This is a genomic window from Clostridium sp. JN-9, assembly GCF_004103695.1.
In the GTDB taxonomy this organism is placed as follows: domain Bacteria; phylum Bacillota; class Clostridia; order Clostridiales; family Clostridiaceae; genus JN-9.
The window spans coordinates 2130713-2146961 of the sequence record NZ_CP035280.1 but is presented as its reverse complement, the minus strand read 5'-3'; the positions used below and the strand labels follow the sequence as shown (position 1 = coordinate 2146961).

Below are 16249 nucleotides of genomic sequence, written 5' to 3'. Positions count from 1 at the left end.
TTTAAATTAATAAAAATTGGAGGAGTTAAAATGAATAAAGGAATTAAAGGCAAAATAACTACAGCTTTATTTGTCATACCTTCGCTGTTTGCATTTGTAAATGTAGTTATTATTCCATTTATTATGGGCATTATTTATTCATTTACAAATTGGGATGGATTTGCTTTTAAAGGATCTTCCTTTATAGGCTTAAAAAATTATAGAGCAGCATTTAATGATGCAAAATTTGTATCATCATTTTGGCTTACTACAAAGTATACAGTAATTATGGTAATACTTGTAAATGTAGTTGGCTTAGCTCTTGCTTTACTTGTAACTTCAAAAATTAAAACAAGAAATCTGTTAAGGGGAGTATTTTTTATGCCCAACTTAATAGGAGGATTAATTTTAGGATTTATATGGAAATTTGTATTCACTAGGTTTTTTACTGAGTTAGGCACAGCAATTCACAATTCAAAGGTGTTTTTTAACTGGCTTGATAATCCAACTGCAGCATTCTGGGCTTTAGTTGTAGTCGGAGTGTGGCAGATGGCTGGATATGTAATGATAATATATATAGCTTCAATTGAAAGTATCCCTGACGATGTTTTGGAAGCTGCTGAAATAGATGGCGCAAATGCATGGACTAAATTTACAAAGATTACTCTTCCTTTAATTTCACCTGCATTTACAGTAAGCATATTTATAACTCTTTCAAATTCATTTAAGCAATATGATACCAACTTATCTTTAACTAATGGAGGACCTTTTGGAAGTACAGAATTAATAACAATGAATATATTCCAAACAGCATTTGGTTATAATAAATATGCTGTAGCTCAGGCAAAAGCTATTGTGTTCTTCCTGGTGATTATGGTAATTACTTTACTACAGGTATACTTTACTTCAAAAAAGGAGGTTGAAATGTAATGAAAGGGAAAACAAAAAAATCAACTGCACTAACAATATTAGGATGGATTATTGCAGTTTTTACTTTATTTCCTATATACATTATGGTTATCAATTCCTTTAAAGGTAGAGCACAAATATTTACGGATACCATGGGATTACCTAAGCCATTTGACTTTTCTTATTATGCCACTGCTATGGAGAGAATGAATTTTGGGAAGGCATTCTTCAATTCACTTATTATATCTGTTTTCAGTATTATTTTGATTGTTGTATTTTCTTCCATGACTGCCTGGGTATTAGTCAGAAATAAATCAAGGGTCTCAAATTTTATATATTATCTGTTAATAGCAACAATGCTGATTCCATTCCAAGCTGTTATGATACCGCTTATGCAGTATATGAGTAACTGGGAAATTAAATCCATCGGGTTTAGTATGATAGATTCCTACTATGGACTTATTTTTATGTATGTAGGTTTCGGTACCAGCTTATCTGTGTTCTTATATCATGGATTTATAAAGAGCATACCTATATCCCTTGAAGAAGCAGCTATGATAGATGGATGTAATAAGTTTCAGGTTTTTTGGAAAATAGTATTTCCAACACTTAAACCAATTACAGTGACAGTTGCCATATTAAATGTAATCTGGACCTGGAATGACTATCTGCTTCCTTCACTTGTACTTAGAAGTCCTGAACATAGGACAATTCCTCTTTCAACATTTTACTTCTTTGGACAATTTACAATCCAATGGAACTTAGCAATGGCAGGTCTTGTGCTTACTATTATACCTATAATTATATTCTATATATTCTCACAGAAATACATTATTAAAGGTGTAATGGATGGCGCAGTTAAACAATAGCAGTGGAAAAGGGGCTCAATGAAAATGAAAGATGATTGGATAGTAAGTGATAATAGCTTAAATGAAAAAGATTTGTTAAAAAGTGAAAGTATATTTAATGTAGCTAATGGTTACATAGGTATAAGAGGAAACTTTGAAGAAGGATATGCTGATAATATGCCTACAATAAGGGGAAGTTATATTAACGCCTTTTATGAAACAGCATCTGTTTCCTACGGTGAAAAAGCTTATGGGTATCCTGAAACAATGCAGAAAATAGTTAATGTTACAGATAGCCAGGATATTGATTTAATAATCAATAATCAAAAGTTTTCCATGTTTAAAGGCACAGTAAAAAGCTTTAACAGATATGTAAATATGAAAGAAGGATATTATAGAAGAGAAGTCGATTATGTATTCCCAGATGGTAAAGAAATTAAATTAAAAATAACAAGAGTTGCTTCATTTAAATATTTAGAACTTTTTGCAATTAACTACCAAATTGAAAAGGTTAATTTTGATGATGATATTATTATTAAATCCAGAATAAACGGTGATGTTAAAAATTATGTAGATAAGATGGATATGCGAGTATCATCAGGTAATGAAAATATATTAGACGTAAAATCAACCTCTGTACAGAATGATGTAATTCAGGTATTATCAGAAACAAAAAGCTCAAAACAAAGTGTGGCTGTTAATACGAAACATATGTGCAGCGGAGAATTCAATGTATCCTATGAAAGGCATGAAAAGTCAGTTATGGCAGTGTTTAAAGTAAAGCCAGGCAATAAAATAATTGAATTCAACAAATATAACATATATACAGACTCAAGACGATGCAAAGATCCTGCAAAAAAAGGATACACACTTATTAATAAAATCTGCACTCTGAGTTTTAATGAAATTTTAAAGAGCCAGCAAAATTATTTAAAGAGGTTTTGGAGTACTGCAGACATAGATAATGAAGGCGATCTGGCTTTAAAGCAGGGATTAAGATATAATATGTATGAAATTCTGCAGTCTGCAGGTAAAGACTCTGTAAGCAATATTTCTGCCAAGGGGTTAAGCGGAGAAGGTTATGAAGGTCACTATTTTTGGGACAGTGAGATTTATATTCTGCCATTTCTAACTCTGTGCAGTCCTCAAATTGCAAAAAAGCTTCTTAGGTACAGATATACAATTTTGGACTCTGCAAGAAAAAGAGCCAGGGAGCTGGGACATAAGAAAGGGGCAGCCTATGCATGGAGGACTATAAATGGGGAAGAATGTTCCTCTTATTTCCCTGCTGGTACAGCTCAATATCATATAAATGGCGACATTGCATACTCTTACATTCAATATTATCTGGTAACAGGTGACATGGATTTTATTAAGGAATTTGGTGCAGAGGTTATTTTTGAAACTGCAAGAATATGGATTGAAATAGGGCATTATGATAATGGACTATTTAAAATAGATAGTGTTACAGGCCCTAACGAATATACAACTTTAGTTAACAACAACTATTATACTAATGTGCTGGCAAAATATAATCTTCAGTGGGCAGTGAAAATATATAATATGCTTGAGGAAAAAGACAGCAGCTTTTTGAGCAGCTTATGCAGCAAAATAAATCTTTCACAGGATGAAATCACAGGGTTTCAGAAAGCTGCACAAAGCATGTATCTGCCTTATGACAGCAATCTTAAGATAAATGCCCAGGATGATACCTTTTTATCAAAGGCCATTTGGGATTTTCAGCATACTCCAAAGGATAATTATCCTCTGCTTTTACACTATCACCCGCTTACAATATACAGATATCAGGTACTTAAACAGCCTGATACGGTGCTTGCACATTTTTTAGTGGAAAATGAAACAAACTATGAAACAATGAAGAATTCTTATGATTATTATGAAAAAATCACAACTCATGATTCTTCTCTTTCTTATGCCGTGTATAGTATTATGGCCTCAAAGCTGAATTACTATGATAAGGCTTATAAATATTTTATTAAGACAGCAAGGCTTGATCTTGATGATACCAATGGAAATACAAAGGATGGCATCCACACTGCAAATATGGGAGGCACATGGATGGCCATAGTATTTGGCTTTGCAGGGCTTAGAATAAAAGAAAACTACATTGCTTTAAATCCAAAACTCCCTGTACAGTGGAATAAACTTCAATTTAAATTTTTATATAAGGGTGCTAAGGTAAAAGTTACCATGGGAAAAAGTGAAACAAAAATACAGGTGAGGACGAAAGTTCCTATTAATCTTAAGGTTAATGACAAGATGCATTCCATAGCAAATGACAGCATCATATGTGAGAAAATTTGATATTAATTAATAATAGGCTGCTGCGCTGAATAATTAGTGTGGCAGCCTTTTGTCTATATAAATACTATAAATAATTTTAAGTTTTATTATTGACATTGCAAATAACTTATTATAATATACTTATATAAAGTTATAGGGTATGCATAAATAAGGGTATTACTTTGTATAATTAAATTACAATGTAAAAGTAATATTTAAGTCTTAAGAAAATAACAAAAATGAAAAGGGGAATGTTAAAGTGTCAAAAGTATTGTATATTACTGCAAATCCTAAAAGTACAGAAGATTCATTTAGTTTAACTGTTGGAGAGAACTTTTTAGAAATATATAGGAAGAAGAACCCTCAGGATGAGATAACTATGTTAGATTTATATAAAATCTATGTACCATTAATTGATGGAGATGTGCTAAATGCATGGGGAAAGTTTGGTAAAGGCATGAGCTTTGGGGATTTGACACAGGAAGAACAGAAAAAAATATCAGCTATGAATAATTTACTGGAACAATTTATGGCTGCTGACAAATATATATTTGTTACACCACTTTGGAACTTCACTGTACCACCAATGATGAAAGCTTATTTGGATAATATATGCATAGCAAATAAAACATTTAGATACACAGAAACTGGTTCTATTGGACTTTTAAACAATAAGAAAGCTATTCATATTCAGGCAAGAGGCGGAATATATACCAATAAAGCTATTGCTGATTTAGAAATGGGAGATAAGTACATTAATACTGTTTTAAGTTTTATAGGGATAACAGACAAGCAGTCTATTATTGCTGAGGGCATGAGTGCAATGCCTGATAAAGCCGAAGAAATAAAGAATAAGGCAATAGCTGAGGCAAAGGAAGCTGCATTGTCATTTTAATAAATATGTTTAATAAATATTAGTACTATTCCTAAATGGTTATATACATATTTTTAAAATATGTATATAATCTATATTATAACTTTTTTATTTTAAGTGCATAATAATAAAAGAGTTAAGGAAGGAGTATTATATAATATGAATACAGTACTAATAACAGATTCCTGCAGTGATCTTCCTTTGGAATTTGTTGAAAACAGCAATATTAAGATATTAAGTTTAACAGTTCATTTTAAAAATAAGGAATATAAAGATGACTTTGGAAAGACCATTAAATATAAAGATTTTTATTCTGCTCTAAGGGAAGGTGAAATAACAACAACTTCCCAAATTAATGTTCAGACTTTTGCAGATGCATTTAAAGAAGCAGTATCGCTAGGAAATTCAGTTATATATTTAGGGTTTTCGTCAGCACTTAGCGGTTGTGTCAGCAGTGCAACTATGGCAAGAAATATTGTTTTAGAAGAATACAGGGATGCTGATATTAGTGTCATTGATACAAGGAGCGCATCTTTAGGCCAGGGACTTATTGTATATAAAGCATATAATATGCTTAAGGAAGGATGCTCAAAGGAAGAAGTAATAAACTGGGTGGAACATAATAAGCTAAAGGTAAACCACTGGTTTACAGTGGATGACTTAAAATTTCTAACAAGAGGGGGCAGGATTTCTCAAGGTGCTGCTCAAATTGGGACTTTGTTTAACATAAAACCCATATTAAATGTTAGCAACGAAGGAAAATTAACACCTCAAAGCAAGGTATCTGGAAGAAAAAGATCTTTAAAGGCTCTTGCAAATATGCTCTTTGAAAGAGCAGTTAATCCGGAAAAACAGAAAATATTCATTAGTCATGGAGATTGCTTTGAAGATGCTGAATTCCTTAAAAATTTTATATTAGAAAAGATTTTAGTTAAAAACGTAATAATAAATAATGTAGGCCCTGTAATAGGATCTCACTCTGGACCTGGTACAGTGGCATTATTCTTTTTGGGAAACTCCAGGGAATAATAAAAAGATTCAAAGATTAAATAAGTTTGGTTATTTAATCTTTTTTATTTTCATATATAAATTATTTTAGGTTAAAATTGTAATATTATAAAGGAGTTTAGTTATGTTTGTCGAACAATAATAAGTGTCTGAAATTAATTGTAACTATTTATAATTGTGCGAAATTGGAGATATCTTATGATTGAAGAAATAAAAGAAAAAATAAAGTTAATAAAAGCAGCATTTACAGAAATATTCTTAGCCAAAAAAAAGCTTAGAGATAATAATGAAGAATTAAGTGAACTATATAAGGAACTTACAGCTTCAGAGGAGAAGCTCAGACAGCAGCTGGATGAAATATCAACCAGCAATGAATTACTTCAGCTTAGTGAGGAGCGTTTTAAAACACTTGTGGATAACTCAAAGGATATAATATACAGCTGTGACATCAGCGGAGTTTTTACTGCTGTAAACAGGAGATTTTCACAATATATGAATATGCCCATAAAGCAGATTGTAGGAAAAAAGTTTAGTGATTTAACTTCTAATAAGGAACATATCAGCAAATGGGAAGAAGTATTAAATAAAGTTGTAACCACTGGAAAAACTATTTACACGGAAAATAAATATGGAAAAGATACTGTTTTTGAAGTAACTATTTCTCCCATATTTGATGTGAGAAAAAAGGTTATAGGCATTACAGGAACAAATCATGACATAACTGATAAAAGGAATAATGAAGAGATAATAAGACATATGGCTTACTATGATGATTTAACTGAACTGCCAAATAAGTTATACTTTTACAGGCAGCTTAAAAATGAAATTGAAAATTCAAAAGGAAATACTAAAAGGATATTAGTTTTATTTCTTGATATAGATGATTTTAAAAGAATTAATGACACTCTTGGACATGTATTTGGAGATGATTTATTAAGACAATGTGCTGAAAGACTTAAATTAAGTATTAGAAAAAGCGACTTTATATCAAGAGTAAGCGGTGATAAATTTGTAATTATATTAAAAAATGCTGATGATTTAAATGAAGCTGTATTAGTGATAGATAGAATTCTAGGAACATTTAACGATGCTTTTTATATTGGAAGCAGTGCTTTAAACATGACTGCAAGCATTGGCATTTCCGTGTTCCCCTCTGATGGAGGTTCTGTGGAGGATTTAATAAGATGTGCAGATACGGCCATGTATAGGGCTAAGGAACTGGGGAAAAACAGATATCAATTTTATAATATTGAAATGAAAAATAAACTTCTGAAAAAGTTAAACATAGAATTAATGCTTAGAAAAGCCATAGCTAATAATGAACTTATCTTATATTATCAGCCCCAATTTTATGCAAAAACAAAGAAACTCAGAGGTTTTGAAGCTCTAATAAGGTGGAATAATCCAAAGCTGGGATTTTTAAATCCATTGGAGTTTATTTCTACAGCCGAGGAAACTGGATTGATTACATCCATTGGAGAGTGGATCTTAAATACGGCCTGCTGCTTTGCCAGAAAAATTAATGATACCTATATGAGCAATTTAACAATAGCTGTTAATATTTCACCTCTTCAGCTTAAACAGTCCAACTTTTATGATATGGTATTAAAAGCAGTAAAAAATTCTGGTATAAGACCTGAAAATTTAGAGCTGGAAGTAACAGAAAATATGCTTATTGATGACTTTGATTATACATTAAATCTACTAACTGAATTGAAAAAATATGGAATTAAAATAGCCCTTGACGATTTCGGAACAGGATATTCCTCCCTAAGCTATTTGAAAAAACTTCCCCTGGATTTATTGAAAATTGATAAGTCATTTATTGATGAAATTAATAAGTCTAGTCAAAATAATGACTTTACAAAATGTATAATTTCATTAGTTCATAAGCTTGATATTGAAGCCCTTGCTGAAGGAGTTGAAAATACTTTTCAGTACGATTATTTAGTTAATGCAGACGTTGACTGCATTCAGGGCTTTTATTTAGGTAAACCTTTACCTGCAGTTGAAATTGAAAACCTTGCAAAAAGTTATTGTAAACAGGAAAATTTAATCTAAAGAATAAAGATTTAATAACAAAGGCGGCTTTGCCGCCCTTGTTATTAATAATATTATTTAATTGATTGAAGTTTGCCAAGGATAATATCCTTCATTACAGATAGTTTTTCTTCAGCTTCTGATGAATTTTTTCCAATGGAATACATGTAAAGTTTGATTTTTGGTTCAGTACCTGATGGCCTAACAGCATACCAGGAACCATCCTCAAGAATAAATTTCAATACATTGGAAACAGGAATATCGCATTTGCTCACATTACCTGATTTTATATCTGTAATCTTACTGTATTTATAATCAATATATTGTTTAAGTTTTACTCCATTTATTTCATAAGGGAAATCTTTTCTGTAACCTTCCATCATTCTTTTTATTCTGTTACTTCCCTCTATTCCCTCTAAAACAAGAGAAATGAGATTTTCTTTGTAATATCCATACTCTTTATATATATCCTCTAAAACTTCATTTAAGTTTTTACCAAGTTTTTTATAGTATGCAGCAGCTTCACAAAGCAGCATTGAGGAAATAACAGCATCTTTGTCCCTAACGAAAGTTCCAGCAACATATCCTATACTTTCTTCATATCCAAAGATAAATTGATTTTCACCAGTTCTCTCAAAGTCATCTTCTTTGCCGCAGATATTTTTAAATCCTGTTAATGTTTCAAAGGTCTTAACTCCATATTTAGAAGCTATGGCCTTTCCAAGATCTCCTGTAACTATTGATTTAACAATGGCACCATTTGAAGGAAGTATATTAAGTTCATTCATGGATTCAATAATATATTTTACTAAAATAGCTCCAGTTTGATTTCCGTTAAAAGCTATGTACTTTCCATCATTATTTCTAACCATAATAGCCAGTCTGTCGCAGTCAGGATCTGTTGCAAAAAGAAGCTCTGCATTAATTTTATGTCCAAGCTTTTCTGCATATTCAAATGCTCTTGAATCTTCAGGATTTGGATATGGTACTGTGGTAAAATCAGCATCTGGATGTTCCTGCTCAGGCACTACATTTATATTTGTAAAACCACGTTCCTTTAATACTCTCCTGACAAGTATATTACCTGTACCGTTTAAAGGTGTATATACTATATTTATTTTTTTGTCGATATTATCCCTTAAACTTAAAGATTTTACCTTTTCAACATATTTATCATCAATTTCACTGCCAATGTATGTTATTAAGCCTTTTTTGAAAGCTTCCTTTTCGTCCATAATTTTAATATCCTGAAAATCTTTAACCTTAAGTATGTTCTCTGTAATGGAATCAGCTGTTTCCTGGAGTATTTGAGCACCATCCTCCCAATATACCTTAAATCCATTATAGATTTTAGGATTATGACTTGCTGTTACAACAATTCCTGCAGCAGTGTTCAAATGTCTTACTGTAAATGATAATACAGGGGTTGGCCTTAAGCTTTCAAACAAATAAACCTTAATATTATGGGCAGCTAACACCAATGCTGATGTCATAGCAAATTCTTTAGAAAAATGCCTGCAGTCATAAGCTATAGCAACGCCTCTTTCTGTATAGCTTTTACCTTTACTTTCAATATATTCTGCAAGACCATTGGCTGCTCTTGAGATTATATATGTGTTCATTCTGTTTGTGCCGGCACCAATCTTTCCTCTTAAACCAGCTGTGCCAAATTCAAGTTCTTTGTAAAACCTATCCTCTATTTCCTTCTCATCATTTTCTATAGATTTTAACTCTTCCCTGGTTTCTTCACTAAAAAACTTATTTGTTTTCCAGTAATTATATTTGTCCATGTATTTTTTATCCATAGTATAATGGTCCTCCTTTATTTATGTAGTATATTTTTGCAAAGTATATACTGTATATTTATTATGTTACATATCTTTGTAAAGTTCAATATGTATATTACTGTTGAAAGGATTTAACAATATAATATATAATAATAAGTACACTCTTAAATAAATTTACGAAGGTGTTTGAATGAAAAGATTAATACTAGCAGAAAAACCTTCTGTAGCTGGAAATATAGCAGAAGCATTAGGATGTAAAATTAGAAAAAATGGTTTTATTGAAGGTAGTGATTATATTATTACCTGGGCTTTTGGTCACTTACTTACTTTATATGACTGCAAAGATTATGATGAAAAGCTGGCACTTTGGGATTTTAACAATTTTCCATACATACCGGAAGAATTTAAATATAAAGTAAAAAATGACAGTAAGAACAGAAAGATACCAGACCAGGGTGCCGTAAAGCAGCTGAAGTTAATTGAGAGTTTAGTAAACAGGCAGGATATTTCTGAAATAATTACTGCAACGGATTATGATAGAGAAGGTGAGCTTATTGCTCTTCTTATATTTCAATATTTAAAAGTGAGAAAACCAATATACAGAATATTAACTAATGAATGGACTGCAGAGGAAGTAAATAAAGGCCTTAGCAATTTGAAAAAGAATTCTGAAATGGTGAATTTACAGGATGCAGGTGTAAGCCGTCAGCTGGCAGACTGGGTAATTGGAATAAATTTTACGGCTGTGGCTACTATGAAGTATACAAAGGGCAGGGGGAACCTGCTTAACATTGGAAGAGTCCTTATGCCTACTCTTAAAATTATCTATGACAGAGAAATGGAAATAAAGAATTTTAAACCTGAGGCCTTTCATGAATTAACTGCAATTTTTGAAGGCCAGGCAGGCATCTATAAAGGCAAATTTTTTTATGGTAAAAATGATAAGTTTCGAAATAAAGAAAGTGTAGAAAGATTAAAAAAGGACATTGAAGGTAAAAGTGGCATTGTTAAGAGTAAAAAGGTTGAAAGCAAAAATGAATATCCACCATCATTATTTAACCTAAGTAATCTTCAGGGATTTGTCACCAGTAAGTTTTCAGGATGGACGGCAGATAAGGTGTTAAAGACAGCACAAAACTTATATGAAAAAAAATATATTACATATCCAAGAACTGAAAGTACTGCATTAGATGAAAGCCTGAAAGATAAAACCAAAAAGGTATTGGAAATTTTAAAAAAGGATATGACCTTTAGAGATGAAATAAATTTTAATGATTCTAAAAAGGTATTTAATAATGATAAGGTTGAAAGCCATAGTGCTATAATACCTACTTATGTGGTACCTAAAGATTTGGATAATGATCAGTGGATTGTTTACAATGCCATTAAGAATAGATTCCTTTCACAATTTATGACGCCTGCAGAGTTTGAAAACACAGAAATTATAACTAGTATACAAGGCGAAAAATATGAGAGATTATTTATAACAAAAGGTAAGGTAATGAAATCAAAAGGATGGCTTAAATTATATAACGAAGATAAAAAGGATGAACTATTACCTGATGTAAATGACAATGAAGAAGTACAGGTTTCTGAACTAAAAGTAATAACTAAAAAGAGTAAACCTCCTGCACATCACACAGAAAAAAGTCTTCTAAAAGCTATGGAAACCTGCGGAAAAAATAATAAATCGGATGATGAAGAAGACGCAACTATTTTATATGGATATTCCATAGGAACTGCTGCAACAAGAGCAGAAACAATAAAAAAATTAAAAACAGCAGGATATATGATTTTAAAAGGTAAATCACTTTTAATTACAGATATTGGAGTGAAGCTCATAGAAAGTTTTCCTGTTAAGGAGCTGCTGGATACAGATTATACAGGACGCCTTGAGAAAAAGCTGTTTGATATAGAAAAAGGCAATTATAATAAGGATGAATTCTTAAAAGAAATTTACAAATTTACAAATGCCGGTGTTATGAGGATTAAAAGAAGCAGACCAGTAATAATATGCGACACCAGAGAAAAACAAAGGACAAAGATTAAAGATTAAAGAACAAATAAGGAGGATTTTCTTACAGAAAAACATATAATTCAATTGACTGAGTGAATCATATGTTTTATTAGCCAAAGATGATTTCAATTACAGTTGACTATATGGGGTTAAAAGGGATTTGAAAAATCCAAAGCCGATAGACCTGCCAATCACCACAAAACGTATATTAGCAGAAACTAGAAACAAAAATAGATTTAAAGATTAAAAACTTAACCAAAAAATTAAAAGATAGAGAACAAATTGGAATGCAAAATAAAAATAGATTTAATTCTACACAAATCTATGGACGTTCCATTCCATGAAATAATTTCTATAGCTATTTAAAATTTATTAACTATGATTAACCCATATATCAGTTTAAAAACAAAAAACTATTGATTACCCATAACTTAATTAAATTAGTAGATTTTCTGCTACCGCAGAAAATCCACATTCTTTGTTCTTTGTTCTTTAATCTTTAATCTTTAGGTTAAGTCTTTATTCTTTACTTACAAACTCTTGGTTTGTAAGTATAAATTTGTCCTTAATTCCAGAAGAAACATAAATCTCCTTATTTTCAGTAATAAATATTCCCTCAATTCCATATGTGGAATTAATTAATTCCATTCCCTCTTTAAGACCTAAAATAAAAATGCCAGTAGAAAACCCATCGCCGTCAATAGAAAGATTTGAAACTATGGTAGCACTCATAAGTCCGCTTTTTGAAGGATATCCTGTTCTGGGATCAATTATATGATGATATTTTTTTCCGTTGGCTATTGTATATCTTTCATAATTACCTGAAGTAACTAAAGACTTATTTCTTACAAGAATAATGCCAATGTAATCTCCTCTTTTGCTGAATGGATCTTGAAGTCCTATGCTCCATGGGGATTCATCATCCTTACCACCCAGGGCAAATATATTTCCCCCAAGATCTATAATGCCTCTTGTAATTTCATTTCTTTTAAAAATCCTCTTTACCTCATCTGCTGCATAACCTTTTGCTATACCGCCTGCATCAACATTTTGGTTTTCATTTTTCAGCATAATGGAACAGTTCTCATCATCAAATAGTATATCTTTATAATTAACTAATTTTAATGCATTATCAATCTCACTTTGTTTGGGGATCCTAAAGTTTTCTTTTCCTACATTCCACAGCTTTACAACAGGTTTTATGGTAGGATCAAAGGTTCCCTTTAGAAGATTGCAGTATTCTATTGAACTTTTAATTACAAAATATGTATCTTCACTTACCTTTTCATAGTTTTTGCCAGCACTTTTATTTATTCTGGAAAGTTCACTATAATCTTTAAATACAGACATTTTATCATCTATTTCTGCAAGGCGCTGTTCTGCCTCCATAACGGCATTTTCACAATTTTCACCATATGCTGTTAAACGGTTTATGGTACCTAGACAGTAAAATTCTTTTTTAAATAAAGTTTTATTATCATGCTTTGTTTTTTTATTAAAGAAATTGAAGCTGAACATTTACGGAAATCCCCCTTTATTTTTGTAAATCATACAATATTAATACGATATATGTCGAATGCTACCAGGCAGCACCCGAATTAAATCGAATGGTACCAGGCAGCACCCGAATTATATACAATTTTATTATATATTAATATGATATCAGTACAATAGTGTTTAAAGATAAACTGTAATTTTATATTGTATGGGTACATTTTGAATAAGGATAAAATTCAGATATAATTTATTTAAACATTAAAATAGGCGGGAGGGAAATATATGGAGAAGAAGAACTTACAAATTGTTAATACAAAAACTCTGACCTTGGTTCAGGTAGCATTGATGGCTGCAATGACTACCCTGGTAACTATGACTATAAGGATACCAACTTACACTGGATATACTCATCTTGGGGATAGTATGATTTTTCTGGCAGTAATTGTACTAGGTAAAAGGAAAGCAGTAGCATCATCAGCCTTAGGTATGGTTCTTGCAGACATTTTAGGGGGGTATCTGGTTTGGGCTCCATTTACACTTATAATAAAAGGTGTAATGGCATTAATTGCAGGACTTATTGCATATAGAGGCAAATACAACGGGGATAATACAGTAAATAATATTTTTGCTTTTATAATAGCGGGAATCTGGATGGTTGCGGCTTACTATATATTTGGAGCGGTTATTACAAGATATATCTTAGCTGAAAATGCTACACTTACACAAGCACTAATTGTTTCTCTTAAGGAAGTACCTGCAAATATAGTTGAAGTTTTAGTAGGTATAGTTCTGGCAGTTCCAATGGGGAAAATTATAGCAAAATCAAATTTAAAGATAAATAATAAATAAATTTAGATTTGTACAAAGGCTTATTTAGATAATACTAAATAAGCCTTTTATTTACATAAATTAAGCTTAAATATGAAAAATGCCACTTTAATGACCATATTGGTGATAATGCCCGAAAATTCTAAAGTTTGATACTTTGGATATTTGAAAAATTCTTAATAAAATATTATACTATTTACGAGCATATTATTCTCCAGCTAAGGGAAATATTCTAACTTTTGACAGGTATTTTGGATAGGCATAAAATATTAAAAATTTTATAGTCAATGATTTGATTTTACTTGGTTAGATTATATAGAAAAATATAAATTAATATTTTAGCTATTAATAAACCAGCGCGTAAGTTTAAAAACTGTTATGTGCTGGTTTATTTTATGTAAAAAATAAGAAATAATGGGAGATATTGACGAGGCACAGTATGCGAAGAGGTGAAGCAAAAGCTGCTGATGAAATAAAAAAGATAACTTTTAAATTTGTAAAGTACTACAGAGGCAAAGGCCCTCAATATGTAAATGTAAGACTTAATTACAGCAATATTACTATATATATTAAAGGAGTTTTTACCAATCTGGATAAACTTTTATATGAAAATGCAGATGAGGAAAAGTTAAGAGAAGTGTTTAAAGGAGCAATGTTAATTTTAAAAAGAGAACTATTAGAAAAAATAAATGAAGTTTTGAATGTAAATTGTACTTTTTTATCTATAAAAGAAAATTATATTGAAGACAGTATAACTATAATAATTCCATTCTAAATTATGTATTAAGGGGGAAAAGAATTGTTATGAAATATCTTATTAAGAAACATGCAATATTTAGGAGCATAATTAAATATTACAGGAATATTGATTCTTTGACTAAATTGCCAAGCAGGGAGGCCTTTTCGTATGTTTTGCATGAAGAAATAAAAAGCGCAGTTAATAATAGTTTTAATGTTGCCTTGTTTTTTATAGACATAGATAATTTTTCAGAATTAAACGATACCTTTGGCTTTGAATTTGGGGACAAGCTATTGATTGAAATAAGTGTAAGGATTTTTAATTTGAATAACTCTAATGAAGTGCTATTTAGATGTGGAGGAGATAAATTTGCACTTGTAAAAAGCAGTTATACCAATATTGATGACTTAAAGCAAAAGGCTGAACAATTAATTGATGAAATAAACGACAAAATTATAATAAAAGGAAGAAAAATTTATACCACAATCAGTATTGGAATTTCCTATTATTCTTCCAGCTGTTCTAATTATGATCAAATGCTGAGACAGGCGGAAATGGCTATGTATAAATGTAAAAAGGTAAAAAAAGATAATTATTCCTTTTTTAATAAGGAAATGAATGATGAAATATTCAAAAAGGTTACCATGGAAATAGAAATGAGAAAGGCATATGATGAAAATCAGTTTATTCTTCATTATCAGCCTCTTATTGATTTAAAATCAGAGCAGATTATTGGTACGGAAGCTTTAATTAGATGGAAACATCCTGAGAAAGGATTCATTAAACCTTCTGAATTTGTTCCAATAGCTGAGAAAACTGGATTTATCGTATCTTTAGGGGAATGGATTATAAGAACTGCCTGTAAACAAAATAAGCTTTGGCAGGAAAAAGGATATACACCTATTTACATATCTATAAATATATCTGCCATTCAGCTTAACCAGACTAATTTTATTGAAATGATTAAAAAGGTGCTTTGTGACACAAAACTAGATCCAAAATATTTGATTTTTGAAATAACAGAAACCACATTGATGCAATCTATAAAAGATAACATCAATATTATTAAAAGGCTTAAAAAAATCGGCATTAAAATTGCCATAGATGATTTTGGAACTGGATATTCATCACTGAATTATTTTAGAATTGTTCCAGCTGACATTATAAAAATTGACAAGAGTTTTATAGATAATGTTTGTTCGAATTCTTATGAAACTGCAATAACAGAAGGCATTATTAATGTAACTCATAAAATGAATTTAAGTGTAATTGCAGAAGGAGTAGAAAAACAAAACCAGCTTGAATTTTTAAAGAACAATAAGTGTGATATTATTCAGGGATATTTATATGGAAGGCCCATGGAATCAGAGGAGATGTTAAAGCAATTTAATAAATCTGTCTTGTAAATTATTTAGACAT

General features: G+C 30.8%; 12 protein-coding genes. 10 read left to right on the top strand and 2 right to left on the bottom strand.

Annotation, left to right across the window (positions count from 1 at the left end; genetic code table 11):
• Positions 1–30 precede the first annotated feature (30 nt).
• From EQM05_RS10210 to EQM05_RS10185, 6 genes are all read left to right on the top strand, one after another.
• Complete coding sequence (locus EQM05_RS10210) at positions 31–909, top strand: sugar ABC transporter permease (RefSeq protein WP_128749943.1); 879 nt, start codon at positions 31–33, stop codon at positions 907–909.
• On the top strand, positions 909–1757 hold the full coding sequence (locus tag EQM05_RS10205) for a carbohydrate ABC transporter permease (RefSeq protein WP_128749942.1): 849 nt from the start codon (positions 909–911) through the stop codon (positions 1755–1757). Before EQM05_RS10210 ends, EQM05_RS10205 begins: the two co-directional genes overlap by 1 nt.
• A 24-nt stretch (positions 1758–1781) precedes the next feature.
• Positions 1782–4061 (top strand): glycosyl hydrolase family 65 protein, encoded by a 2280-nt coding sequence (locus tag EQM05_RS10200; RefSeq protein WP_128749941.1) that lies wholly within the window; start codon positions 1782–1784, stop codon positions 4059–4061.
• 238 nt (positions 4062–4299) lie between these two features.
• The gene (locus EQM05_RS10195) at positions 4300–4935 is read left to right on the top strand and encodes an FMN-dependent NADH-azoreductase (protein WP_128749940.1); all 636 of its coding nucleotides are present in this window, start codon (positions 4300–4302) and stop codon (positions 4933–4935) included.
• A gap of 138 nt (positions 4936–5073) precedes the next feature.
• Positions 5074–5943, top strand: a complete 870-nt coding sequence (locus EQM05_RS10190) for a DegV family protein (RefSeq protein WP_128749939.1) — start codon at positions 5074–5076, stop codon at positions 5941–5943.
• A 177-nt stretch (positions 5944–6120) separates the two neighbouring features.
• Entirely contained in the window at positions 6121–7983 is a 1863-nt protein-coding gene (locus tag EQM05_RS10185; protein WP_128749938.1) for an EAL domain-containing protein, read from the top strand.
• A 53-nt stretch (positions 7984–8036) separates the two neighbouring features.
• Here EQM05_RS10185 and EQM05_RS10180 read toward each other — a convergent pair whose 3' ends face one another.
• Positions 8037–9767, bottom strand: a complete 1731-nt coding sequence (locus EQM05_RS10180) for a phospho-sugar mutase (RefSeq protein WP_243108044.1) — start codon at positions 9765–9767, stop codon at positions 8037–8039.
• 172 nt (positions 9768–9939) lie between these two features.
• Here EQM05_RS10180 and EQM05_RS10175 point away from each other — a divergent pair, with 172 nt between their 5' ends.
• Positions 9940–11805, top strand: coding sequence for a DNA topoisomerase (locus tag EQM05_RS10175; protein ID WP_128749937.1), 1866 nt, complete (start codon positions 9940–9942; stop codon positions 11803–11805).
• A gap of 480 nt (positions 11806–12285) precedes the next feature.
• On the opposite strand, the gene EQM05_RS10170 is transcribed toward EQM05_RS10175, so the two are convergent.
• The gene (locus tag EQM05_RS10170) at positions 12286–13284 is read right to left on the bottom strand and encodes an FAD:protein FMN transferase (RefSeq protein WP_128749936.1); all 999 of its coding nucleotides are present in this window, start codon (positions 13282–13284) and stop codon (positions 12286–12288) included.
• 261 nt (positions 13285–13545) lie between these two features.
• On the opposite strand from EQM05_RS10170, the gene EQM05_RS10165 reads away from it, so the two are divergent.
• The 3 genes from EQM05_RS10165 (at position 13546) to EQM05_RS10155 (ending at position 16236) form a co-directional block, all read left to right on the top strand.
• Positions 13546–14112, top strand: a complete 567-nt coding sequence (locus EQM05_RS10165) for an ECF transporter S component (protein ID WP_128749935.1) — start codon at positions 13546–13548, stop codon at positions 14110–14112.
• Between the two features lie 418 nt (positions 14113–14530).
• Positions 14531–14866 (top strand): Na-translocating system protein MpsC family protein, encoded by a 336-nt coding sequence (locus EQM05_RS10160; protein ID WP_128749934.1) that lies wholly within the window; start codon positions 14531–14533, stop codon positions 14864–14866.
• A gap of 29 nt (positions 14867–14895) precedes the next feature.
• Positions 14896–16236, top strand: a complete 1341-nt coding sequence (locus EQM05_RS10155) for a bifunctional diguanylate cyclase/phosphodiesterase (protein ID WP_128749933.1) — start codon at positions 14896–14898, stop codon at positions 16234–16236.
• The last annotated feature ends 13 nt before the right edge of the window (positions 16237–16249 follow it).